Source organism: Mesorhizobium sp. BR-1-1-10 (genome assembly GCF_020165595.1).
In the GTDB taxonomy this organism is placed as follows: Bacteria; Pseudomonadota; Alphaproteobacteria; order Rhizobiales; family Rhizobiaceae; genus Mesorhizobium; species Mesorhizobium australicum.
This window is the reverse complement of record NZ_JAIUIL010000015.1, coordinates 97,959-122,281: the sequence shown is the minus strand read 5'-3', so window position 1 is coordinate 122,281 and position 24,323 is coordinate 97,959. Positions and strand designations below refer to the sequence as shown.

Genomic DNA, 24,323 nt, shown 5'->3' with positions numbered 1-24,323 from the left:
AGAGCCGGGATTGGCTCTCGCCCCGCCATCCTTCGGGCCTGAACAAGGTCTTGGCATCCATGGGATTCAATAAGGATTGCTCCGGCATCCTGGCCATCCTGTCGCGCGCGGCTCATTAACCACCGGGAAAATATCCGGTGGGGTACGCGATCGCATAATGGGTGTATACTTGTATGGCTGTGCGGGCATTATATGATCCGTGCCTTAACCTGTGCCGACTTCGAGAGGATCGACACTTGCAGCATGCCACGCCTGCCGCCCCCGCAGTGCGCGAAACATTGGAGCGACTGCTTGCCAGCGAAACGTTCGGAAGATCCGAACGGGCACGCAAGCTGTTGCGTTATCTTGTCGAGCGCGAACAGGCAGGCGAAGCCGACAGGCTCAAGGGCTTTTCCATCGCCATGGATGTCTTCGGCAAGGACGGCGATTTCGATCCTTCGACCGATGCGGTGGTGCGGGTTCAGGCCGGCCGGCTGCGCGACTTGCTGCAGCAATATTTCGCCAGTGAAGGTGTTGCCGAGCCTGTCCGCATAGCCATTCCGCGCGGCGGCTATGTCCCGGCCTACGAGCTCAATGCGATCCGCTTGCCTGAGACGGCCGAACTCGCCATCCAGACGGGAGCGGCGGCGGCTCCATCGGCGCAGCGCGGCACTGCCGAGAGTGCCATTGCGGCCCCCGCCTTACTGGCACCGATGGTTGCGCCGGCGCCGTCGGTGGCACGTCACCTCAGATTCTTCTGGATGGCGATCGCCGTCGTCATCGCCATGCTTGGTGTTCTGATCCTGCGTCAGGGCAGCGGTGCGCTGCTGGCAGGCGGCGACCTTGCGGCCACGCTCGAGACCGCAGGCCTCACCGGCAGCATCGAGCCGTCTCCCGCCAGCGAGGCCTTGCCGCTCGTCTACATCGCCGTCAAGGCCAGTGGCACGGATGCCAGCCGTGTCGCCGCATCGCTGCGCGCCGGCCTGAGCGGTTTCGATACGATCGACTTCATCGGTCGCGACGCGGTCGCCACGACCGATCCGGCCACCAATGCCACAAGCTTCATCTTCGATATTCTGCCTGGGCCGGATACGGGCGAAATCACGATTGAACTGCAGAGCGTGGCGACCGGACGGGTGCTTTTGTCGCGCAACCTGACCGCCGCCGACAGCGCACCGACCGCCGTCGAGAACCGTATAGCCGGCATTTTGACGTCCGCTCTTCCCGCTTCCGGCACGATCTACAGCTATATCGAACAGAGCGGCATTCAGACCGTCCTCACGCAATGCCTGACGCTCAACGACAAATATTATCTCGACCAGAACGCCCGGACCCACGAGGCCGCCTATCGCTGCCTCGAAACCCTCGCCGAACGCGGCGCCAAGTCACCGCTGGTCTACTCGGAACTCGCTTCGCTGCACCTGGAGGCCGTGAACGACCACTACGCCTATCCGCCGGATGCCACGATCGAGAAGGCGATGACATTTGCCCATCGCGCCGTGCAGATGGGACCGACCAGTCCTTATGCGCATCGCTCCTACGGCTACATCAATTCGCGTCTTGGCAACGCTGACGAGGCGCTGCGCTGGATGCGCAAGGCCTATGACCTCAATCCCTACGATCTCGCCATGGCCGCAGCTTACGGCTATGGGTTGATTTTCGCTGGCAGGTATGCCGAGGGGACGCCGATCCTGGCCCAGGCGGTGGACGCCTCCAGCGGTCATCCGACATGGTGGGATTTCGGACTTTTCGCCGGCGAACTCATGCTTGGCGACACGAACAAGGCCGCCATCGCCAGTTCCTCTTTGAGAACAACCGCAACCAAATCGCACTATCTTGCAGCCCGGCTGATCGGTGCCAAGATCGCCGGCCAGGACAATCTGGCGCGCAAGCTGCTCGACGAGCTAACCGCCAAATTTCCGAAATTCACCGCCGATCCGCGCGCGACCTTCATCGACCGGAAATATCCGCCCGATCTGACCGAGCGGCTGGTTGGGGCCCTGCGCGCGGCGGGCCTCGGCAACGCGAGCTGACGTCCCACCAACGGGTTGTTTGGACCAACCGAATTGTTGGCCGCCGAAAGTAGGTGGCAAACCCCCGATACGACGGATTTGTCGGCTTTGTCAGGCGACTTCGCAAGGTCGAGAGAGCGCAACCGCCAGTCGTCGCGAAAATTTTACTGGCCATCGTGCTGGACAAGGAGCAATCCAGCCGCATTCCCATCTTCCCGTCCCGTAATCTTCCCGTCCCGTAATAAGCTTTCACATTTCAATGATCGCATCGCTTCACGCCACCGAACAGGGTGCTGGCTCGAAGGCCATCGCCCTGCTGCATGGTTTTGGCGGCTGCCACGGTGTCTGGCACGAAGTGATCCCGTCGCTGTCGCCTGCGGTGCGCACACTCGCTTATGACTTGCCGGGGCACGGGCTGTCGCTCGATTTCCCCGGCGCCGGCCCGGCCAAGGTGGCGGCAAGGGCCGTCCTGACCGATCTCGCCGCGCGATCGGTGAAGCGCGTTCATCTGGTGGGCCACTCGATGGGCGGCGCGGTGGCGACGCTGATGGCACTGGCCGAACCCGAGAGGGTGGCCTCGCTGACACTTCTGGCGCCGGGCGGCTTCGGCCCCGAGATCAACGGCCCGCTGTTGCGCCGCTTTGCCGCCTCATGGGATCCCTCCGACATCCGGGCGTGCCTAAGCGCGATGTCGGGACCGCTGACGCGCGCCGTCGACCGCACCGTGGATACCATTCGCGACATGCGCGAGCGACCCGGCCAGGTGGAGAAACTCATCGAGATTGCTGCCGCCATGACCAGCGACGACCGGCAGGGCGTCATCCCGCGCGACCGGTTGGACACACTGACCATGCCGGTGATGGTGGTATGGGGGAGCAATGACCCGATGCTACCCGTTGCCCAAACGGATAATCTGCCCGCGCGATTTCACGTGCACCACGTGCTCGAGGCTGGCCATATACTGATCGAGGAGGCGCCCGATCTGGTCGCCACGATCATCCAGCGCAACATGAACCGCCGCGCCAGGCCCTTGCACCCGAAACTCGCTGCGACCGGCTGAGACGTCCCGCGCGGCACCGAGCGGGCGCTCTGCCATGTTGATCTCGCGAGTGCATTTTGCCTTCGGCTGTGTTAACTGCCTGTTAACCAAACCCGCGAGGCCACGCCGATGAAGGACGCAGGCGAGAAGATCGATCCGTCAAAGAAACTGTCCGATGCCATCCGTGATGTGAAGAATGCCTTCGCTGACCGCGACGATGTCGTCGTCGACATGCGCGAGGCGCACCGCATGCGCCTGGACCTGCTGGCCGCGGACCTCGCGCCCGTCTTTGCCGATGTTCCAGCCGACATGGACAATTTCGACTTTGTCGTCTCCTCGGGGCTGCAGCCGCGCCTGTGGATCGACGCCGTCAGCCATGTCGCGATGGGACGCGACCGTCGCACCTACCGCTTCCTCAAGGATACACGCATTGGCCGGGTCGTGCTTGCCGAGTCGACCGAGATGAAGCCGGTCGCCGATTCCGTGACGCGTTATGTGGCCGAGCGCATCGTCGAGCGCCAGAGGATGATGGAAGGTGGCGTCGAGCCGGCGGTCGCCGGCATGAAACGCGCCGAGGTCGCGGAAGCCGAGCCACCGCTGCGAGCATCGACGCAAGGCAAGGGCTGGTCGGCCTTCCTGTCCGGGCTTGGGCTGGTCGCCGCCGGCGCGCTGGTTGGTCTGGCGGTGTCGGCCGCGCTGCTGTGGGACCGCATCTCGGCCATGGTTCTCAACTGGCGGCCATAGCCTCGCCGGGCTCGACCCCGAGTTCCAGGCTCTGCAGATCGGAAGGCGGTATTGACGGTCCGGTCAGACCGCGCCGCGTCAGGTGGATACGCCAGTTACCCTTTTCGCCGTCGATGTCGAACAGATTGTACTGTGCTGCCGGGTGATTGCCGCCCGGCGCCTGGCCGGCGGCGGCGACGCCGACGACCGGGATCTTTGCACCGCGAAGCCCAATCTGGAACAGCGACGGCAGATGCGAATGGCCATGCAGCACAAGCTCCGCGCCATGGCGGCGGACGATTTTGTGGAAGCGGGCGATGCCGAACAGCCGCTTGTGCTGGGAGACAGCGCCCCGCAGGGGCGGATGATGGATCATGATCGCGCGGAATAGCCCTTGCTTCGCCGTGCTCTCGAGTATCTTGCCGAGCCGAGCCGCCTGCCCCTCCATGAAAAAACCATTGGCCATGAAGGGCGCCGTGGCGCGCGCCGTCGAAACCCCGATCAGCGCGACATTGCCGCGCACGCGCAGATAGGGGAAGGCATTGCGGTCGACCGGCGTGTTGACACCGTCGCCGCTCATCCACGCCGCCCACGACCGGCAGACCTTGTCGAAGGCGCCGGGCACATAGGCATCATGGTTTCCCGGCACCACCGAAACGTCATGCGGTGGCCCCAACGTCTCGAGCCAGTGTTTGGCCATCTCGATCTCGCCGTCGAGGGCCAGGTTGACGAGGTCGCCGGTGACGGCGAGATGGTCCGGATTTTGCGCCTTGATATCGGCGACGATGGCGTCGATGACGGCGTCGTGCATGTGGCGGCGGCGGTTGCGCTGCCAGTTGACGTAACCGAGCACACGCTTGGAGGCGAGATCGCGATAGGATACATCGGGCAGCGGCCCCAGATGGACATCGGAAATATGCGCGAGCCTGAACATCCCTCCTTCATAGGCGACGTGCGCGCCCCTTTCCACCCACGGTTTCGCTACTGATGGCGAGCGACGAGGAGGCTCCGTTCCGCCAGACCGGCTGGGCGGGTTTGAGGGCCCGGCTGTTCCATCTCTATTTCGTGCTGCGGCGGCCAATGACGCTCGGTGTGCGCGGCCTGATCCACGATGCCGCCACCAATTCCGTCTTCCTCATCCGCCATACCTATGTGCCCGGTTGGCAGCTTCCCGGCGGCGGCGTCGAGGTCGGCGAGACGATGGCCGAAGCGCTGGCGCGCGAACTTTCCGAGGAAGGCAACATCCAGATCACGGACGCGCCGATTCTCAAATCGATGCATTTCAACCGCCGTGCCAGCCGGCGCGACCATGTCGGCTTCTACCTCGTCGAGCATTTCAGCCACACCGCACCGAAGCTGCCCGATCATGAAATCGCCGAGGCCAGCTTTTTCCCGCTCGGTCGCTTGCCGGAAGGCACGACGCCGGCAACGCTGCGGCGGATCGCCGAAATTTTCGCCAACGTGCCAGCATCGCCCTATTGGTAGTCAGGCAGCAGCCCTTCCGAACCGCGCCCGATCATGCGGCGCGCCATAGTCGAGCGTCGGCCCGACCGGCATGATCCGGGTCGGGTTGATGGTCTCGTGGCTGCCGTAATAATGCGCCTTGATGTGGCGCAGGTTCACGGTCCCGGCGACGCCAGGCACGCTATAGAGGTCGCGCAGATAGTTCGACAGGTTCGAATAGTCGGCGATGCGGCGCAGGTTGCACTTGAAGTGTCCGACATAGACCGGGTCAAAGCGCACCAGGGTGGTGAACAGCCGCCAGTCGGCCTCCGTGATGCGATCACCCACCAGGTAGCGCTGCCTGGAAAGGCGATGTTCCAGAGTATCGAGCGCCGAAAACAGCGCGCCGAACGCCTCCTCATAGGCCGCTTGCGTGGTGGCGAAACCGGCTCGATAGACGCCATTGTTGACGGCGGGATAGACCAGCCCGTTGATCGCGTCGATCTCGCCGCGCAAGGCCTCGGGGTAGAAGTCGAAGCTGGCGTCGCCCCATTCGTCGAAGGCCGAATTGAGCATCCGGATGATCTCGGAGGATTCGTTGGAGACGATCGTCTGTTCCTTCTTGTCCCACAGCACCGGCACCGTCACCCGGCCTGAATAGGCAGGATCGGCCTTGGTGTAGATCTGGTGCAGGAAGTCGAGACCATAGAGCGTGTCGCCGGTGGCGCCGTCCTCGGCGAGAAACGTCCAACCGTCCGCGCCCATGAAATGGTGAACCACCGAGACGGAGATGATGCCTTCCAGCCTCTTCAGCGTGCGAAAAATCAGCGTCCGGTGCGCCCAGGGACAGGCGAGTGAGATGTAAAGGTGATAGCGGCCGGGCTCCGCCTTGAAGCCGCGGCTGCGGCCTTCGGCGGGTTTGCCGTCGTGCGTGATCCAGTCGCGCCATTGCGACTGCGCCCGCACGAACTTGCCGCCACTGTTCTTCGTGTCGTACCAGCGGTCCTGCCATTTCCCGTCGACGAGCAATCCCATGAATTGTCCTTTCGCGTTTCCCGTCATGTAGGGCGCGATGCGGTAAAGCGGAAATCATCCTGGGCTGAACAGATCGTCAATCGGTAGTGCGAGCGAACGGGTCGATTGCGGCGGCGCAAAATTGATGCTAGCGGAACTCCGCATGTTCGACTTTGCTTTGATCCGGTTTGACCGACGACGAAAGGGCGCCCGCGCTTGATGAAGCGCTGACTGGCGAATGCTGCCGTTTGCAGCAACCTTTCCTCCTCTACCGGAACGCAAAGACCATGAGCCTTGCCGACGTGAAATACCTGCCGGAAACTCCGGCGCATGATCCTCAAATCGAAGCCATTAACGACGAGGCCTTCGGCCCCGGCCGTTTCGTGCTGGCCGCCTACAAGATCCGCGAGGCCGGCGGCCACGAGCGCGCCCTGTCCTTTGTCGCGGTCGACGGCGACCTCGTCGTCGCCTCTGTGCGCATGACCCGCATAGCGGCGGGGGCCGGCCGGGCGCTGATGCTTGGGCCACTCGCGGTGCGGCCGGCCTTCAAGAACCTCGGCATCGGCCGCCGGCTGGTAGCGATCGCGCTGGAGGCGGCCGCCAAGGCTGGCGCGCCGGCCGTCATCCTGGTTGGCGACGAACCTTACTACGGGCCGCTCGGCTTCAAGCGCATCCCCCGTGGTCAGATTTCGATGCCTAGGCCTGTCGACCTCGACCGCCTTTTGTCGCACGAGATCACGCCCGGCGCGGTTGCCAGGCTTTCCGGCGAGGTCGGTCACGCCAGCCAGGCCAGGGCCGCCGAGCACGTCTAGGCGATGGCTTGACCCGGCCCTTCAATCCGGGCCTGATCCGTCCCTGTTTGATAGCAAGCCCATTCTCACGGGAAGGATGACGCCATGAATCCCAGCGGCCAGATAGCAATCGTGACCGGCGGCGGCTCCGGCCTTGGCGAGGCAACCGCTCGTGCGCTTGCCGCCAAGGGAGCCAACGTTGCCATCTTCGATGTCGGCATCGAGCGCGCGGCCAAGGTCGCGGCCGAGATCGGCGGCATCGCCGTCCAGTGCGACGTCGCGAGTGCCGACAGTGGCGTCGCCGCCCTGGCCGAGGCTGCCGCCAAGCTGGGCGAGCCGCGCATCCTGGTCAATTGCGCCGGCATCGCCATCGGCGTGAAGACGATCGGCAAGGATGGACCGCATCCGCTCGACCAGTACCGCAGGGTGATCGAGGTCAATCTGATCGGCACGTTCAACATGATCCGCCTGGTCGCCGACCGCGCCGCGAAACTCGAGCCGCTGCGGGGCGGCGAGCGCGGCGTCATCGTCAACACCGCTTCGGTCGCCGCCTATGACGGCCAGATCGGCCAGGCGGCCTATTCGGCTTCGAAGGGCGGTGTCGTCGGCATGACGCTGCCGGTGGCGCGCGATCTCGCCCGATCCGGCATTCGGGTCTGCACCATCGCGCCCGGCATCTTCAAGACGCCGATGATGGCCGGCATGCCGCAGGAGGTGCAGGATTCGCTGGGCGCCGCCGTGCCTTTCCCGTCGCGCCTCGGCGAACCATCCGAATATGCCGCGCTTGCCCTGCACATCGTCGAAAACCAGATGCTGAACGGCGAGACCATCCGCCTCGACGGCGCCATCCGCATGGCGCCGAAGTAAGGCGTGTCGCCCCAAGCTGCGAAGCGGTTTGCGCGGGCACCTCCCCTTGCCAAGTCCGGCATCATCGGCTGACAAGTGGAATAGGAAATCAACTTGGCAGGGCGAGAAACCTTGGACGATCGAAAGAAGGATGTCATCCGCGAGACCGACGCCGAGGCGATCCGCCTGGCGAAAACGCTTCTGCGCAGTGCCCGTTTCGGCGCCCTGGCGGTGCTGGAACCGGGGACCGGGGCGCCGCTGGCGAGCCGGGTCGGCGTCGCCACCGACATTGACGGCGCACCGCTCATCCTGGTGTCGATGCTCGCGGCGCACACGTCGGCCCTGCTTGCCGATCCCCGCTGTTCCCTTCTGCTCGGGGAGCCTGGCAAAGGCGATCCGCTGGCGCATCCGCGGCTGACGCTGGCCTGCCAGGCCTCGCGGCTGGAGCGCGGCTCGCAGGCCCAAGCTCGCGCCGCGCGCCGCTATCTCAACCGCAATCCCAAGGCGAGCCTCTATGCCGGGCTCGGCGACTTCTCAATCTTTCGCCTCGAGCCGCAGCGCGCCAGTCTCAACGGCGGCTTCGGCAAGGCCTATCTGCTCGACCGGGCCGATCTGGTCACCGCCGGGCCGATTGTCGAAGAGCTCGCGGCGAGCGAACAGTCAGCCGTCGAGCACATGAATGCGGACCATCTCGACGCGATCGCCAACTACGCCCATCATTTTGCCAAGGCGCCAGGTGCTGGCTGGAGCATCGCCGGGCTGGACGCCGATGGCATGGATCTGGTGTCCGGGGACGATGTTTGCCGGGTATTCTTCCCACAACCACTGGCGACTGCGCAGGAATTGCGTCCCGTTCTGGTTGAAATGGCGAGGGCCGCCAAGGCGGCATCCTAGGCGCAAAGCGAGATTAAATTGCATTTGATCAAAAGCAACGCTTGAGATTTGAAAGAAATGTTCTAGGCTTTAGGTGTGGTGCTGACTCGTCGGCACCTTCACACGTGAATTTATGGATTCAGGCGCCATTGCCCCCATGGCGCCTCGATGAGCAAACAGCATGGGGCATCAATGGTCTCGACAAAGCTAATCGCCAACGCCGAATCAGCTGCCGAATTTCTGATGCTGATGGGCAACGAAAAACGGCTGTTGATCATGAGCTATCTGATCGACGGCGAAATGTCGGTCGGCGCCATCGCCGAAAAGGTGATGCTTAGCCAATCCGCCCTCTCGCAGCATTTGGCCAAGTTGCGGGCGCTGGACCTCGTGGACACCCGCCGCGATCGCCAGATGATCTACTATTCCTGCAAATCCGATGCCGTGCGCGAACTGCTCGCCATGCTGGAAGGCATTTTCGGCGGCGGCAAGGAGGATCTGTCCCAAATGGCGCAGAGGTTGCGCCGCGCCGGGACTTGACCGGACGCTGCCGCGGTCGTTTACCTCGCTGACGATTTCCGGAGCGTGGTTGGTGTGTCTTTCCCGGCGCACGGACCGCGCTTTCGATTGTTGAGCGGGACATGGACCCAATTCGCATCGACGATCCACGCGATCCGCGCGTCGCAGCCTATCTCGATATTCGCGAGCGCGATCTGGCGGGCCGGCAAGGCCGCTTCGTCGCCGAGGGCAAAGTGGTGCTCGACCTGCTTTTGTCGTCGAGGCGCTTCACCGCCGAATCCATCCTGATCCTGGAAAACCGGCTTGGCGGCCTGGAGGAGGTGCTGCGCAAGGCGCAAGCGGACCTGCCGGTCTACGTCGTCGCCGGCGGGGTGATGGACGCGATTGCCGGATTCCACATGCACCGCGGCATCCTGGCCATCGGCCGCAAGGAGACGCCGCATCCGGCCGGGTCATTGCTGGATGCCTTGCCCGCTCAAGCCCTGATCGTCGTGCCTGTCGGCATCGCCAACCACGACAATATGGGTTCGATCTTCCGCAACGCCGCCGCTTTCGGCGCCGATGCGGTGCTGATGGACGGGACATGCTGTGATCCGCTGTACCGCAAGGCGATCCGGGTTTCGGTCGGCGCCGCGCTCAAGCTCCCTTTTGCGTCCTTCACCGACACCGCGGGCTTCACCGCGGAGCTCGACCGCCGGGGCTATGACCAGTTCGCATTGTCACCGCGCGGCCGGATCGACATACGCGATGCACGGCGCGGCGAGCGGCTGGCACTCTATCTCGGCACCGAGGGCGAAGGCCTGCCCGAAAGCCTGCTTGCCCGCCTGCAAACCGTGCGGATCACCATGTCGAAGGGCTTCGACAGCTTGAACGTCGCTGCCGCCTCGGCCATTGCCCTGCATCATTTCTCGCGCTGACGATCATGTGAGCCAGGACACGGCGAAAGCGTCAGCCTGCACGGCGTCAGTTGGCTTCTGCTTTCTGCAAGGCGCGCACGCGATCGGCGAGGCTGCGGTCGTTGCCGGCAGAGCGATTGTCCTGCGGCGCGGCGAGCGCCTTGGCGATTGGTGAATCGGGGCCTTCGAGCTTGGCCGTCAGGTGGACCACCTCCGCCGCCAGCTCATTCATCTGCTCGCGCAGCGCGGCACCATTGCCGTTCGTCAAACCCGACGATGCCGCGGCGCCGAGATCCGCCTTGAGGCGCTTGTTCTCGCGCGCCAGCGCCGTCAGCCTGGCCTCCAGCCGTTCGCGGTCGCCGTCAAGCTTGGCAATCGCCCGGTCCAAATCGTCGCGCTTGCCGGCCTCCTCGTGCCGGGCCGGCTCATCTGGCTTGCCGACCAGCCGCAGGGCCGGTGCGCCGTCCTCGGTTTTCGATTTTTCCCGCAACCGCGCCAATTCCTTTTCCCGCCGATCAAGCTTGTCCTCACGGTCGGCGAGCGTTGCGAGCAGCCGCTGGACCTTCTTGTCGAGTTCAGCGGCCCTTTTCTTCTCGGCCTTCAGGGCATCGCGCGCGGCCTTGCTTTCGGCCATGATCTCCTGGCTGCGCCGATCCGCTTCCTTGCGCTGGCCGCGCAGCAGCAAGATATCGCTGGCAAGCTTCTGCAATTCGGATTCGCGGGCCACGAGTTCGATCTGGCGGCTGCTGGAGGCAAAACTGGCGTCGTCATACATGTGCTCCAGCTTCTCGAGATCGAGCGCCCGCCTTTCCAGCTTTCGTTCGGTTTCCTTGAGCCGCTCCGAAAGCTGATGTAGTTCCTCTTCGCGCTGTCGAAGCGCTTCGTTCTTGGCGCCGAGTTCGGCGAGCGCGTGGTCCTTGTCCGTGCGCTCGACCGCCAGCGCCTTCAGCGCCTCGTGGCCGCGATTGATCTCGACGAGTTGTTCGGCCGCCTTCTCGCGCAGCGTCTTGACGTTGATTTCGAGGCGCCGCGTCGTCATGGCGTATTCGGCCCGGATCCGGTCCTTGTCGGCCTGGATCTCGGCTTGCGTCAGCGGAATGGAGGCCTCGATGCGCCTGCGGGTCAGTGCGACGGCACGCCGCCAGACGGCGGGAGCCACCATCAGCGCCAGAAAGCCGGCACAGAGAAAGCCGAGGGCAAAGAACAGGACCGACTGAACCAAAGGACTACCCGTTATCGACGACAACTTGGAAGGCTGGACCGTGCCATCTTGGCATGGCGGAAATCCGGCACCGCGGCAAGGGCTTGCCGCGGCCCATTCGGGTCGTCAGTTGAGGAATCCGGTCGAACCGTCCGTGATTCGCTCATATCGGCCGGATCAGAACGGATTCCAGGTCGCCCGCTCGGTCAGTTTCAGGTAGCCCAGATTGACGCCGAGCCGGGCGCCGACGCCGGTACGGATCGGCACCAGCAGCACATTGTTGTTCTTCAGCACGTTGAAGCCGACACCCGCCACCACATAGGCCGAACCGGCGACGCCGCCATAGCGATTGTAGAGGTTGCCGACATCGTCGAGATTGTAGACCAGCATCATCACGCGTGACCCCTCGCCGCCGAAATCCCAGCCCAGCGACGGGCCTTGCCAGAACACTTTGTGATCGCCGGCATTCTTGGTGTAGAGCGTGCCTTCGCCATAGGTCAGGCCGCCGATCAGCGCACCGGATCCCTCCTCCCCAAGCAGGTAGCCATTGGGCAGGCCGTAGGAGGCGAAAATCTTCTCCACGACGGTGGCCAACCCGCCCGACGTCGCGCCGAAGAACTTGTGGCCGGAATCGACAATCTCCTGAGCGGTGTACTCCTGCGCCCGCAGGGGCGATGTCGAGAAGACGAGAACGCCCATGAGCGCGATCGCCATTGAGAGGACACGGAGAAAACTCCGGTCATAGATTCGGGAAAACATGCTTCCAATCTCCGTCATGAAGCACTTTCGCCGACGCCTCGCATCCGTACGGCTCTTTAGGCGGCCGTTAAGGATGACTGTTAGGGGCAAACTATGCCGTAATCCTTTTTCAACCATTAAACTCCCACATGAAGATGGCGGTTCGAAGGCTCTTGGCCGCTCGAGCGGACACGCAGCCTGCGTGAACGCGCCATATGCCATGACGGCAATTTTGGATTTGTTGCTGCACGCACGGGCGCTGTGTATTCAGAAAGCCTTGGGTTGAAGCGTGATTCGTGTGGGCAGGCGCGAAGATCGATCGCTCGGCCGTCAAATGGAAGATTTTGCAGGGATTTCGCCGATGGCCGATCTGTTCACCCTTACCGCTCCCGACCTGGCGGCACTTTTATGCAGCCGCGTCTGCCACGACATCATCTCGCCGGTCGGCGCGATCAACAACGGGCTTGAACTGCTCGACGAGGGCGGCGCCGACGAAGACGCCATGCGGCTCATCCGTCAGAGTGCAAAAAACGCTTCGGCGCGTTTGCAGTTCGCCCGCATCGCCTTTGGCGCGGCCGGCTCGGCGGGCATGATGATCGACACCGGAGATGCCGAGGCCGTCGCCATCGCCTTCCTCAAGAACGAAAAGCCGGAATTGGTCTGGAATGGAACCCGTGCGCTGCTGCCCAAGAACAAGGTCAAGCTGCTGCTCAACCTGCTGCTGGTCGCCAACGCCGCCATTCCGCGCGGCGGCAAGCTGGTCGTGACGCTCGAGAATCTCGAAACCGAGCCGCGTTTTTCGCTTTCGGCAAGCGGGCCGATGCTGCGTGTGCCGCCGAAATTCCTCGAACTGCACTCCGGCCACAAGCCGGAAGAGCCGATCGACGCGCATTCGGTGCAACCTTATTACACGCTGCTGTTGGCCCGCGAGGCCAACATGACGATTTCGATTCACGCGACGCCTGAAGAAATCGTCCTCTCAGTGGCCTGAAAGTCGGCGCCGGCAGCGCGACCAAACGAAGTATTTCAGTCTGAAATATTTCATTGACGCCACAATCGCGGCGCGATGATCTTTGCCCGCTCGTCGACACCGAAGCATCCGCAAGGAAAAACCCGCCGAACGGTTTCTTTGCAAAAATTTTACCTAACGGCTTTTCGGCTTCTTTACCAGATCGGTCTAGGCTGCGCCGTAGATGCCCCGCACGACCGGATCGCCCAAGGGCAAAGAGGACGCGGAAATGAAACGCTGCATGTTCGTCGACGATTCAAGCGTCATCAGGAAGGTTGCAAAACGCATCCTGGGCGGTTCCGACATGATGGTCATCGAGGCGGCCAGCGGGCTTGACGCACTGGAGATGTGCGCCGCCGACATGCCCGACATCATCGTCATCGACGGCGCCTTGCCGGATATGCAGGCGGTCGACCTCATCCGGCGCGTGCGCGCCATGGAAAGCCCGATCCGGCCGCAGATCCTGATCTCGCTGGTCGAACTCGATATCGCGTCGATCATGCGAGCCAAGCGCGCCGGCGCCCAGGGCTATCTGTTGAAGCCCTTCAATCGCCCGCAACTGCTCGAACGTTTTCGCGCCTTGAAAATCGCTGCCTGAACGGAAGCTGTTCCAGGCAAACCGCGCGGTGGTCTGTCGTGTCGCACAAAAACAAATAATTGCTCCACAATGCAAAAAAACCCGGCCAAGCCGGGTTTTTTAGAAGTGCGTTGCCGACTGCGCTCAGGCGCTGACGCGGATATCTTCCGGTTCGCGCAGCACATAGCCGCGGCCCCAGACAGTCTCGATGTAGTTCTGGCCCCCGGACGCGGCGTCGAGCTTCTTGCGCAGCTTGCAGATGAAGACGTCGATGATCTTCAATTCCGGCTCGTCCATGCCGCCATAGAGGTGGTTGAGGAACATTTCCTTGGTGAGCGTGGTGCCCTTGCGCAGCGAGAGCAGCTCCAGCATCTGGTATTCCTTGCCGGTGAGGTGCACGCGCTGGCCGCCGACTTCGACGGTCTTGGCGTCGAGGTTGACCACCAGGTCACCGGTGGTGATGACCGACTGGGCGTGTCCCTTCGAGCGGCGCACGATGGCGTGGATGCGCGCCACCAGCTCGTCCTTGTGGAACGGCTTGGTCATGTAGTCGTCGGCGCCGAAGCCGAGGCCGCGTACCTTGTCCTCGATGCCGGCCATGCCGGAGAGGATGAGGATGGGCGTCTTTACCTTGGAGAGGCGAAGCGTTCTCAAGACCTCGTAGCCGGACATGTCCGGCAGGTTGAGATCGAGAAGGATGATGTCGTAGTCGTAGAGCTTGCCCAGATCGACACCCTCTTCGCCGAGGTCTGTCGTATAGACGTTGAAACTTTCCGATTTCAGCATCAGCTCGATGCTTTGTGCGGTTGCACTGTCATCTTCTATCAGCAGAACACGCATTTCATTCCCCTTTTCTGCCGCCGGACCATTTCACGACCCGTCCTGTCCCGGAGCAGTGGTTGCCTTGTGCAGAGGCTGCCATCGAATGGTTAACAAAACCTAATTTCCCGTCCAATACGGTATCAGATTTTTTAACCCCTTTCTACACCCTCTTGAATCTAATAACGAATCACAGACCAAAATTCCTAATGCAGCACATTAATAACCCGGACTAAGTGACTCCAGGGACTCATCGACGCGGCTTCGCTTCGGCGGCCGGAATTTTTACCCGGCCTTAAGCCCTGACCCGTATGATTAACAATGCCCGTAAACGAATGGTTACCGTCAGCAAAAAACTTTAGGGTTTTGTTTCCCATAGTGCGGGGAAAGCCGGTGGATACGGGCAGCGCTTGGACCTTTCCAGGTGGTTTGGACGATATGTGCGGGTGTGCGTTTCCGGGAGTACCGAATCATGAAGTCACGTGAAAACCTCGTTCGGCTGAAGCAATTTCAGGTGAATGAGAAGCGGCGCCAGCTGCTGCAGCTCGACACGATGATCGCCGAGTTCGAGCGCATGGCCGTCGAATTGGAGCTTCAGATCACCGCCGAGGAAAAGAAAGCCGGCATCACAGATATCAATCATTTCGCCTATCCGACCTTCGCCAAGGCGGCGCGCCTGCGCCGCGACAATCTCAGGAACTCACAAGGCGACCTCGCCCAGCAGCGAAGCGCCGCCGAATCATTACTCGGCGAAGCTGAAGCGGAGCTTTCCAAGGCTGAGATGCTGGAATCGCGCGATACCAAGGTTCGCGAGACCGAAACTGGCGGCCGCAGCGCCATGATCGGCTGAGTCGGCCGACATCGGCGCTATTTGGTGCACAAGCGCGCGCCCTGTCAGGCGACAGCTCGAACCGGCAACAGCAAGCCGCCGCGGAAGCGCTGCTGGCACGCAAGACCTACGCCGCCCAATCCTCCTTTCTGGCGCTGGCCCTCGCCCGGGCATCCCTAATATCAGGCCAGGTCGTGGGCGAGTTCGGTCAGTTCATATTCGACGCGTGGCAAGCGCGCCATTGTGCAGCCGGCCTTTGCGCAGCGCGCAGACCACCAGACCGAGCCATTTGCTGGCCAATAGACCGTTACTCTCCAAGCAGGAGAGATTTAATGGGTGCCATTACCCAGAATTCAGTTGGCGGACCCGACGTTCTTGTCACCGCTGAATTGCCCGATCCCACGCCGCAGGCCGGCGGCGTGCTGGCGTCACTGCTGAACGTCAACGACGCCGCGCGCGCCGACGCCAGGTCGCGCGATATCAGGGTCGAGCGCATGTCGGTGGTGCCCGACCGCGAGGGCTTGCCGGGTTGATCGACGCGCAAAAGCCTGCCGTCCATGTCGCCAGGGCTTTTCCACTCGACCAGGCGGGAGCCGCCGACGCCTTTCTCGCAACCAAGCCGATCGGCAAGGTAGCGCTGACCGTCTGAGCGGCGACACTGAAAGCAAAGGGCGCGGCATGCCGCGCCCTTGCTTGTGGTGAGACCGGCCTAGTGCCGGTATTGCTGGATACGCGTGGTGCGCAGCCCGGCAAGGCCATATTCGTCGATCGACGCTTGCCAGGACAGGAATTCCTCCGTGGTCAGCTTGTAGCGCTGGCATGCCTCTTCAAGGCTCAAAAGCCCGCCGCGCACTGCTGCAACCACCTCCGCCTTGCGCCGGATAACCCAGCGACGCGTGTTCGTCGGCGGCAGATCGGCAATCGTGAGAGGGCTGCCGTCAGGCCCGATAACATATTTGACTCTAGGTCTAACCAGATCGGTCATCGTACTCTCTACAAAAAACTCAAAGACCCAATCCCCGCCACGTTACCGCCACAGCTTTAAAAATTGCCTAAGCAGACCCTAATGACTAGGTAAGGATCGTGAACGCCGCGTTAGTCTTTTAGCGGGCATTTGAAATATACGGCCGGAAGGCCCGTTTTAGCCGGGAGAAATGTGCCCGTTCGCAGTGTCCGCCACGCCGGGGTCGTCCTGCAAGCTGGCGCCGCATGAAAGCTTGACCTATATTCTCGACATTGGCATTGAGCTGCCGCGAAATGAAAGCACCATGAACAGTCTCGACCTCCCCAGACGCCCCGAAGAGACCCGCGTCGTCGTCGCCATGTCGGGCGGCGTCGATTCATCAGTGGTCGCCGGCTTGTTGAAGCGCGAGGGCTACGATGTCGTCGGCGTCACCTTGCAGCTCTATGATCATGGTGCGGCAACGCATCGGGCCGGCTCATGCTGCGCCGGCCAGGACATCGACGATGCCCGTCGCGTTTCCGAGACGCTGGGTATTCCCCATTATGTGCTCGATTACGAGGAGCGGTTCCGCAAGGCGGTCATCGATCCGTTCGCCGAGAGCTACGTCGCCGGCGAAACCCCCATTCCTTGCGTTTCCTGCAACCAGACGGTCAAGTTCGCCGATCTCCTGGCCACGGCCAAGGATCTCGGCGCCGACGCGCTGGCCACCGGCCACTACATCCGCTCCGGCGCCAATGGCGCCCACCGGGCGCTTTACCGGCCGGTCGATGCCGACCGCGACCAGAGCTATTTCCTGTTCGCCACCACGCAGGCGCAGATCGACTACCTGCGCTTTCCGCTCGGCGGCCTGTCGAAGCCCCAGGTTCGCGCCATCGCCGAGGAGATGGGGCTGACGGTGGCCGCCAAGCAGGACAGCCAGGACATCTGCTTCGTGCCGCAAGGCAAATATTCCGACATCATCGCCAAGCTGAAGCCGACTGCCGCCAACCCGGGCGACATCGTTCATATCGACGGCCGCGTGCTCGGTCGCCACGAGGGCATTCTGCGCTACACGATCGGCCAGCGCCGTGGCATCGGCATCGCGTCCGGCGAGCCGCTCTATGTCGTCCATCTCGACGCCGAGCGCGCCCGTGTCGTGGTCGGCCCGCGCGAGGCGTTGGAGACGCACAAGATCTATCTGCGCAACATGAACTGGCTGGGAGACGGAGGCCTCGCCGATGTGCCCGCCGGCGGCATCGAGCTGTTCGCCAAGGTGCGCTCGACTAGGCCGCCACGGCCGGCCGTGCTGCGTCACGAGGCAGGTGTAGCCTCGGTCGAACTGGCCGACGGTGAATCCGGCATCGCGCCTGGACAGGCCTGCGTGCTCTATTCCGACGACGGCAACGAGGCCCGTGTCTTCGGCGGCGGCTTCATCGTGCGCTCCGAGCGCGGCGCCGAAGCCGAAGCGATGCTGAGCCGGCTGGCCGCGAAGCCGGCGCAAGTTCCCGCCGAGTAGCTCTCCCCTGGCCATCGTACCAGCAGTGCGACGTACCAGTACGACGTAGCCTTCCTTCAGGCCGTGGATTTGGTGTGGGTGACGGTGCCGGCCGTCAGGATGCGCAGCACCCTGATCGCTTCCTCGCCGCTGGTGCGTGGTTCGGCGCGCGTTTCGATGCAGTGGATGAAGTGCTCCAGTTCGCGCGTCAGCGGCATGCCCTGGGCAACCGCGACATAGGACGGCTCATTGGTGGTGAATGCCCACTGGCCGCTGTCCTGCCACACGGCGTGGCGGTAGACCGCAAGCTTGCGCTCCCATGGCTCGACATCGTCGAACACCGCCATCGCCTTGGTTCCGACCACGGTCAGCCGCCGCTCGCGATAGGGGTTGAGCCGCGATGTGAAAAGATGGCTGCGCAGTCCGTTGGGAAAGCGCATGTGCAGATGCGCGAAATCGCTGAGATTGTCGAGGAGTGCCGCTCCCTCGCCGCGCACCTCGATCGGCTCGGTGCCGGTGATGGCCAGGATCATCGACAGATCGTGCGGCGCCAGGTCCCATAGCGCATCGTTCTCGGTATGGAACTTGCCGAGCCCCAGCCGGTGCGAATGGATGTAGCGGACCTCGCCGAGCTCGCCCTTGTCGATCAGCCCTTTCAACGTCTCGAAGGCGGGATGGAAACGCAGGACATGGCCGACCATGAACACGCGGCTATTGTCCTTGGCCGCCTGCACCGAGCGCTCGGCATCGGCCACCGTCAGCGCGATCGGCTTTTCCACCAGCACGTCCTTGCCGTTCTCGACGGCGCGCACGGCAAGATCGGCATGGAACTGCGGCGGCAAGGCCATGATGATGGCGTCGATGTCATCGCGGACGAACAGTTGGTCCGGCTCGATCGCCAGGCAGTCCTGTTCGCTGGCGAAACCTTCGGCGCGAGCCCGATTGGTGTCGGAAACCGCGTGCAATGCGCCGAGCGCCTTGAGGGTGCGGATGTGGTTGGAGCCCCAGTATCCGCAACCGAGGACTGCAATGCGCGGCTTCATCTGTTTCAAACTCTAAAAACTCGTGGCCGAGACATAGCGACGTGCCCCGTCGAACTCAACCCCGGCGGCACCAACCAGCTGTTCGTGCGGCAAAGCTTTTCCCCATCGAGAATAGCCCTGATATCGAATGCATCGAAGCTTGACAGGCTCGCCCTCCCAACCTTATATCCGCGCGACCTTGGCGAACGCCTCGAAATGCCTTTCGATTTAAGGTGGATTTCGGGCCTGTCGCCGCCCTGGCGGGGTAGCTCAGTTGGTTAGAGCACGGGAATCATAATCCTGGGGTCGGGGGTTCAAGTCCCTCTCCCGCTACCAATTTCTAGAATAATTTCAGATACCAATGGGCTCCGGCGCCCGAGAACCTTGGCTCGGTTTGCTATCCACGCAGCCATACCCGTTTGAGCGCGTAACGATCGAGTTCGCGGCCGATTTCCGCGCCGCCGCGTCAGCATCAGCGTGCTCAGGCTCTTGCCCTGCGGATCCTGCGCCAGCGACCGCATCACCTCGCCGCTCAGCGGCAGATATCCGAACAGTTCGGCATGTCGCCACGCGGCGTGCGCGCTAACAAAGGCTGCAGGCTGGCCAGCGACATAGCCGAAGGCGCGGCCGACACCGCCTATGGGATGGCCTTGCCGAACTCGAACTCGATCCTGACGGAGTGAGTGGCCCCTGGCGTGCTCCTACTTGGCCAGGCGCGCGGCGTGCCACTTCAAATGGTCGTCCATGAAGGTCGAGATGAAATTATAGGAATGATCGTAGCCTTCCTGCATGCGCAAGGTGAGCGCGATGCCGGACTTCTTGCAGGCATCTTCGAGAAGCCATGGCCGCAGGCCGTCCTTGAGGAAGCCATCGGCGGTGCCCTGATCGACCAGGAATTCGCCGAAGCGGTGCCCGTCTTCGATCAGCGCTGTTGCGTCGTAGGCGCGCCAGGATTTCTCGTCCTTGCCGAGATATTTTTCCAGAGCCGGCCGCGACCAGTCTGCCGTCATCGGCTGAACGATCGGTGCGAACGCCGAGCAACTTCTGAAGTGCTCGGAGTTCTTCAGCGCGATGGTCAGCGCGCCATGCCCGCCCATGGAGTGGCCAAAAATCGACTGGCGCTCCATATCGGCGGGGAACTGGCTGGCGATCAGGGCCGGCAGCTCGTCGACGATATAGGAGTGCATCCGGTAGTTCCTGGCGAAGGGCTGCTGCGTCGCGTCGAGATAGAAGCCGGCGCCCGAGCCGAACTGCCAATTATCCTTTTCGTCGGCCACACCCTCGCCGCGTGGGCTTGTGTCGGGGCAGACCACGATCAGGCCGAGCTCGGCCGCCAGACGCCGGTATTCGCCCTTGTCCATGACATTGGCATGAGTGCAGGTGAGGCCCGACAGATACCAGAGCACCGGCAGTGGCCCATCCTTGGCCTGCGGCGGCACGAAGACGGCAAAGGTCATGTCGCAGGCGCAGGCTTCGGAAGCGTGTGAATAAACACCTTGCACGCCGCCATGCGACTTGGACGTGGAAACGACTTTCATCAGCTCTGCCTTCTCGTCAAGAAATCCCGGCCCGGCATAGCGGCCGGCTGCATCGCTCGCAACCGCGAGCCGCTAATAAGTCCCGGCGGCGTTATCGAGGTGCACCCCGATAATGCCGCCGGTAGACGCCAGGCTTTGCGAACACGCTGACCTGGCCGGGAGGCTGGAGGCCAGCAAAAAGCCAGACGTTTCGATGGCCGGCGATCGGGCCGGCAGGGCGCCGGACTTGACGATTGCCCTTAGTGCCTGATCATTCCGGCGTCGACATTCAGCGTCTGGCCGGTGATCCAGCGGGCGTCGTCGCTGGCCAGGAACGACACGACATCGGCGATATGTTCGGGCTGGCCCTTGCCCTTCATCGCCTGCAGCATCTCGACGAAGCCGAACGCCTCGTTGTGCGGGCTCGCCTTGACGCCATCGCTCTCGATCAGGCCGGGCGTCACCGCATTGGCCGTGATGTTGTACTTGCCAAGCTCGGTGGCCAGCGCCCGGGTGAAGCCAATGACGCCGCCCTTGGCCGCGACATAGGCCGCCATGTTCGGCGTGCCGGCGAAGAAGGTGTTGGAGGCGATGCTGATCACGCGTCCGGCCTTGCCCGCCGCCCGCATCTGGTCGGTCGCCGCGCGGGTGACGATGAAGGTCCCCGTCAGGTTGACGTCGATGATCTTGCGCCAATGGTCGAGGTCGACGTCGTCCCAGGCGACGAACGGGACGATGCTGGCATTGTTGACCAGGATGTCGACGCCGCCGGTGAGTGCCTGTATCTCGCCAAACAGCGCTTTCACCGAAGCCGGATCGGCGATATCGGCTGCGATCGCCTTCGCCTTTCCGCCGATTTCGGCGGCCGTGGCCTTGGCGCCCTCGGCATTGATGTCGCTGACGATGACGGTCGCGCCGTCGGCCGCCAGCCGCGCCGCGATCGCCTTGCCGATGCCCTGTGCCGCTCCCGTCACCAGCGCCGTCTTTCCCGCAAGCCGTTCAGTCATGAAATTTCTCCCTCGATGCGCAGTCTGTTGATGTCTGTTCAGGCGTCGGCGTCGATCACCGCCAGCGCCGCGTCGATGCCCTTGCCGACCGCAAGCTTCTGGCCAGCCGCGTTCATGGCGCCGCCAAGCGCCGTCAGCGCCGCGATCGCATAGATCGGCTGTGCCGTCGGGCCCATATGGCCGATGCGTGTAAGCTTCCCCAAAGTTTCGCCGCGACCCGACGAAAACACCACGCCGTAGCGGGCGCGTGCTGCCTGGCGAAGTGCTTTCTCGTCGACACCGTCGGGTGTGCGAACGGCCGTGGTGCTCGGCGAGGCGATTGCATCGCTGGCGGCCCAGATCGACAGGCCCATGGCGACGACGCCGGCCCGCATGGCCTTGGCCGTCAGTGCATGGCGCGCCCAAACCGCTTCCGGTCCCTCGTTGAGATAGAGGTCGAGCGCCAAGTCGAGGCCGTTCACTTCGGCCACCGAGGGCGTGAAGGGGAATGGCTTGTCGCGCGACCAGGCGTTCTCCCAGTCGACGATGCTCAGCATCGAGGCCCGGGGCGCCGCCTTGTTGGCCTTCATCTTGGCCCAGGCGCGGTCGCTGACCCCCATGATCGTAAGCGCTGGCGGCGCGCCAAGACATTTGCCCGGGCCGGTCACATAGATGTCGGCCTTGCAGTCCTCCGGATGCGTCTTCATGCCACCGAAAGACGAGACGGCATCGACGATCAGGTAGCCGCCATGCGCCGACACCAGCGCGCCGATGGCATCGATCGGGTTGATCGTGCCCGACGGCGTGTCGTGATGGCAGACGGAGACGACAGTGATTTCCGGATGCGCCTTCAGCATGGCGGCAACCGCCTGCGGGTCGATCGCCTCATTGTAGGGCACTTCGATTTCGAGGAGATGCGGTGTATAGCGCTTCGCCCAATAGCCGAACCCCTTGCCGTAGACGCCCGAGGCAAGGTTGAGCACGACGTCGTCCGATGTGATCAACGACGCCGCTGCCGCCTCGAGACCCAGCACCGGCTCTCCGTGCAGGATGACTGGCTTGTTGGAAAGCCGCATCGCTTTTTGAGCCTTGTCGACGACCTTCTCGTAGAAGAGCTGGAAGGCCGGGTCATAGTCGTAGAGCACCGTGCGGCCGAGGCCTCGCAGCACCTCGGCATAGGCATTGACTGGCCCCGCCGTCAGCGTGAGGACCGGATCCGCGTGATCGGGATAGCGCATGGTCTTGGTCTCCGGATTGGCGGCGATCAGCCGTAGAACTGTGTGCCGGTTTTGTAGGTCTTGAAGTTGTCCATGTCGTGCGAGTACATCAGCTCGGCGCCGTGATCCTCGGCAAGTTTCTTCACCCTGCGCATCGAGTTGACGCCCGCGACCGGGTCGATATGGAAGGCGGCCTGGCAAAGCGTTTCCAGGCTCTTCTGCGTGTAGGCGGCGTCGATCGTGAACATGATCGGCTTGCGCTTGGGAAACTCGACCAGAAGGCTGTAATGGCCGATCGAGTGGCCGGGGGTGGAGATCAGTTTCACGCCTTTTGCCAGTTCGATGTCACCTTCGATGCCCTCGAAAGTCGAGTTGGCCCGTGTCGTGCCTGCCAGCAGTTGCGCGGTCGCGCCACGTGCCTCCGCCGCTTCCGCCGAGAAGCTCAGGTCCGAATAACCGAGATGTTCGAAGGGCTGCGGATTGCAGGCTTGCGGCACCTCCGAACGGTGGCAGATCTTCTTGGCATGCGGAAAATACTTGTTGCCGCCGCAATGGTCGAAATGGAAGTGCGAGTTGACGACGACGTCGATGTCCTTCGGCTCCAGCCCGAGCAGCGCCAGCGCGCCGGGAATGGTCTGGTGCTTTTCCTGGATCGGCTTCTCGAAGGGCAGCACCTTCATGACGTGGTCGTAGTCATAGCCGGTATCGATGAGGAAGCGGCCCTCGGCATGCTCGATCAGGATCGAATAGACGGGGAAGCGCACTTCGCCGCCTGGGCCACGGTTCCAGAACACATGATAGCCGTCGAGGACAAGTGAGCCGCCGTCGAGCAGGTAGACCTTGGTATCCGACATTGTTGCCTCCTTTTCCGGCGCGGGTTCCATCCGCGCGTCTGGTTTTTCTCAGCGCGCCCCGCGCTCGTATGGAATGCCCAGTGCCGCCGGCAGGCTGGCCCGCCGCCCGAACAGCACCAGCATGATCATCACCGCCAGGAACGGCAGCATCTGGATGACATCGGTCGGTATGTTGATGCCCGCCACCTGCATGGCCGTCGTCAGCGACAGGCACACGCCGAACAGAAGAGCGCCGAACAGCACCCAGATCGGCCGTCCCCGCGCCAGCATGGCCAGCACGATGCCGAGAAAGCCGGCGCCATTGGTGATGAACGGAATGAACAGGCCCGCTCCGACATTGGCGAGATAGGCACCCCCAAGCCCAGCCAGCGCGCCGGTCGTCAGCACCGCGATGGTACGGGTCCTGATGACGTCGATGCCGGCGACATCGAGCGCGGCCGGCTTGTCGCCCGCTGCCTGCAGGTTGAGGCCGAGCTGCGTGCGGCGGTAGAGGTGGCTCATGGCGAACACCAGGGCGACCGCCAGATAGACGATCAAGTGATGCCTGAAGAAGGCCGGGCCGATCACCGGAATGTCCGACAGCAGCGGAATGACGGTTGCGTCCGCCGCCGGCAGGCGGGGATAGCTGCGCGAGAACTGGAAATGATGGAGCAGCGCCGTCAGGCCTTCGAGACCAAGCGTCAGCGCGATGCCGATGACGATCTGGTTCAGCCCGATGCGCACGCAAAGCAGCGCCATGATCAGCGCTACCGCGACGCCGCCCGCAGCGCCGGTGAGGAAGCCTAGCCACAGCGATCCCGAATAGAATGCGCCGACGAAGCCGAGATAAGCGCCGGCCAGCATCATGCCCTCGATGCCGATGTTGAGCACGCCGGCCTTTTCCGACATCTGCTCGCCGAGCCCGGCAAGCAGCAGCGGAATGGCGGCGGTGACGGCGCCAAACAGCAATGCGCTGAGAAAGACTTCGCTGAAGAGCCCGGTCAT

Annotated in this window: 27 protein-coding genes and 1 tRNA gene; 16 read left to right on the top strand and 12 right to left on the bottom strand. The window is 63.0% G+C overall.

Translation table 11 applies throughout. The features are described from left to right. The first annotated feature begins 236 nt into the window (after positions 1-236). The 3 genes from LB555_RS26875 to LB555_RS26865 all read left to right on the top strand — a co-directional run bounded on the left by LB555_RS26875 (position 237) and on the right by LB555_RS26865 (position 3,774). A complete protein-coding gene (locus LB555_RS26875; RefSeq protein WP_224684163.1) occupies positions 237-2,012 on the top strand; it encodes a hypothetical protein in 1,776 nt (591 codons plus the stop codon). A gap of 238 nt (positions 2,013-2,250) precedes the next feature. Continuing rightward, positions 2,251-3,051: an alpha/beta fold hydrolase gene (locus LB555_RS26870; protein WP_224684162.1), complete on the top strand. Its 801-nt coding sequence runs from the start codon at positions 2,251-2,253 to the stop codon at positions 3,049-3,051. A 108-nt stretch (positions 3,052-3,159) separates the two neighbouring features. Continuing rightward, positions 3,160-3,774 carry a hypothetical protein gene (locus LB555_RS26865; protein ID WP_140823183.1) on the top strand — a complete coding sequence of 205 codons (615 nt, stop codon included), beginning with the start codon at positions 3,160-3,162 and terminating at the stop codon, positions 3,772-3,774. Here the strand turns inward: LB555_RS26865 and LB555_RS26860 are convergent. After that, on the bottom strand, positions 3,758-4,687 hold the full coding sequence (locus LB555_RS26860; RefSeq protein WP_140713562.1) for a metallophosphoesterase family protein: 930 nt from the start codon (positions 4,685-4,687) through the stop codon (positions 3,758-3,760). The two genes, LB555_RS26865 and LB555_RS26860, sit on opposite strands and share 17 nt — an antisense overlap. 53 nt (positions 4,688-4,740) lie before the next feature. Between LB555_RS26860 and LB555_RS26855 the strand changes: the two genes are divergently transcribed. Continuing rightward, the gene (locus LB555_RS26855; RefSeq protein ID WP_224684161.1) at positions 4,741-5,238 is read left to right on the top strand and encodes an NUDIX domain-containing protein; all 498 of its coding nucleotides are present in this window, start codon (positions 4,741-4,743) and stop codon (positions 5,236-5,238) included. Here the strand turns inward: LB555_RS26855 and LB555_RS26850 are convergent, their stop codons facing one another. Then, positions 5,239-6,231 carry a glutathione S-transferase family protein gene (locus LB555_RS26850; RefSeq protein ID WP_224684160.1) on the bottom strand — a complete coding sequence of 331 codons (993 nt, stop codon included), beginning with the start codon at positions 6,229-6,231 and terminating at the stop codon, positions 5,239-5,241. A gap of 266 nt (positions 6,232-6,497) precedes the next feature. Here LB555_RS26850 and LB555_RS26845 point away from each other — a divergent pair, with 266 nt between their 5' ends. The 5 genes from LB555_RS26845 (at position 6,498) to LB555_RS26825 (ending at position 10,153) form a co-directional block, all read left to right on the top strand. Continuing rightward, a complete protein-coding gene (locus LB555_RS26845) occupies positions 6,498-7,022 on the top strand; it encodes a GNAT family N-acetyltransferase (RefSeq protein ID WP_015316003.1) in 525 nt (174 codons plus the stop codon). Positions 7,023-7,106: 84 nt separating this feature from the next. Beyond that, positions 7,107-7,868 carry a 3-hydroxyacyl-CoA dehydrogenase gene (locus tag LB555_RS26840; RefSeq protein ID WP_224592922.1) on the top strand — a complete coding sequence of 254 codons (762 nt, stop codon included), beginning with the start codon at positions 7,107-7,109 and terminating at the stop codon, positions 7,866-7,868. Between the two features lie 111 nt (positions 7,869-7,979). Beyond that, a complete protein-coding gene (locus LB555_RS26835; RefSeq protein WP_140721584.1) occupies positions 7,980-8,741 on the top strand; it encodes a HugZ family protein in 762 nt (253 codons plus the stop codon). 171 nt (positions 8,742-8,912) lie between these two features. Next, positions 8,913-9,257, top strand: a complete 345-nt coding sequence (locus LB555_RS26830; protein ID WP_015316000.1) for an ArsR/SmtB family transcription factor — start codon at positions 8,913-8,915, stop codon at positions 9,255-9,257. Between the two features lie 101 nt (positions 9,258-9,358). Beyond that, positions 9,359-10,153: a TrmH family RNA methyltransferase gene (locus tag LB555_RS26825; RefSeq protein WP_140823180.1), complete on the top strand. Its 795-nt coding sequence runs from the start codon at positions 9,359-9,361 to the stop codon at positions 10,151-10,153. A gap of 46 nt (positions 10,154-10,199) precedes the next feature. On the opposite strand, the gene LB555_RS26820 is transcribed toward LB555_RS26825, so the two are convergent. Next, entirely contained in the window at positions 10,200-11,354 is a 1,155-nt protein-coding gene (locus LB555_RS26820; RefSeq protein WP_224684159.1) for a hypothetical protein, read from the bottom strand. A 156-nt stretch (positions 11,355-11,510) separates the two neighbouring features. Continuing rightward, the gene (locus LB555_RS26815) at positions 11,511-12,047 is read right to left on the bottom strand and encodes a DUF1134 domain-containing protein (RefSeq protein ID WP_224530344.1); all 537 of its coding nucleotides are present in this window, start codon (positions 12,045-12,047) and stop codon (positions 11,511-11,513) included. A 385-nt stretch (positions 12,048-12,432) separates the two neighbouring features. On the opposite strand from LB555_RS26815, the gene chpT reads away from it, so the two are divergent. Beyond that, positions 12,433-13,062, top strand: coding sequence for a histidine phosphotransferase ChpT (chpT, locus tag LB555_RS26810; protein WP_015315996.1), 630 nt, complete (start codon positions 12,433-12,435; stop codon positions 13,060-13,062). 247 nt (positions 13,063-13,309) lie between these two features. Then, positions 13,310-13,678 (top strand): PleD family two-component system response regulator, encoded by a 369-nt coding sequence (locus LB555_RS26805; protein ID WP_015315995.1) that lies wholly within the window; start codon positions 13,310-13,312, stop codon positions 13,676-13,678. Positions 13,679-13,801: 123 nt separating this feature from the next. On the opposite strand, the gene ctrA is transcribed toward LB555_RS26805, so the two are convergent. Continuing rightward, complete coding sequence (gene ctrA / locus LB555_RS26800; RefSeq protein ID WP_006203583.1) at positions 13,802-14,497, bottom strand: response regulator transcription factor CtrA; 696 nt, start codon at positions 14,495-14,497, stop codon at positions 13,802-13,804. 451 nt (positions 14,498-14,948) lie between these two features. On the opposite strand from ctrA, the gene LB555_RS26795 reads away from it, so the two are divergent. After that, positions 14,949-15,326, top strand: coding sequence for a flagellar export protein FliJ (locus LB555_RS26795; protein ID WP_015315994.1), 378 nt, complete (start codon positions 14,949-14,951; stop codon positions 15,324-15,326). A gap of 311 nt (positions 15,327-15,637) precedes the next feature. Beyond that, positions 15,638-15,838 (top strand): hypothetical protein, encoded by a 201-nt coding sequence (locus tag LB555_RS26790; protein ID WP_224684158.1) that lies wholly within the window; start codon positions 15,638-15,640, stop codon positions 15,836-15,838. Positions 15,839-16,014: 176 nt separating this feature from the next. Here LB555_RS26790 and LB555_RS26785 read toward each other — a convergent pair whose 3' ends face one another. Beyond that, a complete protein-coding gene (locus LB555_RS26785; RefSeq protein WP_006203587.1) occupies positions 16,015-16,290 on the bottom strand; it encodes a DUF1153 domain-containing protein in 276 nt (91 codons plus the stop codon). Positions 16,291-16,573: 283 nt separating this feature from the next. On the opposite strand from LB555_RS26785, the gene mnmA reads away from it, so the two are divergent. After that, on the top strand, positions 16,574-17,764 hold the full coding sequence (mnmA, locus tag LB555_RS26780; RefSeq protein WP_140713547.1) for a tRNA 2-thiouridine(34) synthase MnmA: 1,191 nt from the start codon (positions 16,574-16,576) through the stop codon (positions 17,762-17,764). Between the two features lie 56 nt (positions 17,765-17,820). Here the strand turns inward: mnmA and LB555_RS26775 are convergent, their stop codons facing one another. Then, positions 17,821-18,786, bottom strand: coding sequence for a Gfo/Idh/MocA family protein (locus LB555_RS26775; protein WP_015315992.1), 966 nt, complete (start codon positions 18,784-18,786; stop codon positions 17,821-17,823). Positions 18,787-19,024: 238 nt separating this feature from the next. Between LB555_RS26775 and LB555_RS26770 the strand changes: the two genes are divergently transcribed. Both LB555_RS26770 and LB555_RS29355 read left to right on the top strand, forming a co-directional pair. Next, positions 19,025-19,101 (top strand) — tRNA-Met (locus LB555_RS26770). Positions 19,102-19,325: 224 nt separating this feature from the next. Next, positions 19,326-19,448: a hypothetical protein gene (locus tag LB555_RS29355; RefSeq protein ID WP_263489330.1), complete on the top strand. Its 123-nt coding sequence runs from the start codon at positions 19,326-19,328 to the stop codon at positions 19,446-19,448. An 18-nt stretch (positions 19,449-19,466) separates the two neighbouring features. Here LB555_RS29355 and fghA read toward each other — a convergent pair whose 3' ends face one another. The 5 genes from fghA to LB555_RS26745 all read right to left on the bottom strand — a co-directional run bounded on the left by fghA (position 19,467) and on the right by LB555_RS26745 (position 24,323). Further along, the gene (gene fghA / locus LB555_RS26765) at positions 19,467-20,303 is read right to left on the bottom strand and encodes an S-formylglutathione hydrolase (protein WP_015315991.1); all 837 of its coding nucleotides are present in this window, start codon (positions 20,301-20,303) and stop codon (positions 19,467-19,469) included. Positions 20,304-20,542: 239 nt separating this feature from the next. Further along, a complete protein-coding gene (gene pldH / locus LB555_RS26760) occupies positions 20,543-21,289 on the bottom strand; it encodes a pyridoxal 4-dehydrogenase, SDR-type (protein WP_224684157.1) in 747 nt (248 codons plus the stop codon). Positions 21,290-21,327: 38 nt separating this feature from the next. Further along, on the bottom strand, positions 21,328-22,506 hold the full coding sequence (ppaT, locus tag LB555_RS26755; protein WP_224684156.1) for a pyridoxamine--pyruvate transaminase: 1,179 nt from the start codon (positions 22,504-22,506) through the stop codon (positions 21,328-21,330). Positions 22,507-22,532: 26 nt separating this feature from the next. Beyond that, on the bottom strand, positions 22,533-23,339 hold the full coding sequence (gene pldA, locus LB555_RS26750; RefSeq protein WP_015315988.1) for a 4-pyridoxolactonase: 807 nt from the start codon (positions 23,337-23,339) through the stop codon (positions 22,533-22,535). A gap of 48 nt (positions 23,340-23,387) precedes the next feature. Continuing rightward, positions 23,388-24,323: a putative B6 ABC transporter permease subunit 1 gene (locus tag LB555_RS26745; RefSeq protein WP_140617631.1), complete on the bottom strand. Its 936-nt coding sequence runs from the start codon at positions 24,321-24,323 to the stop codon at positions 23,388-23,390.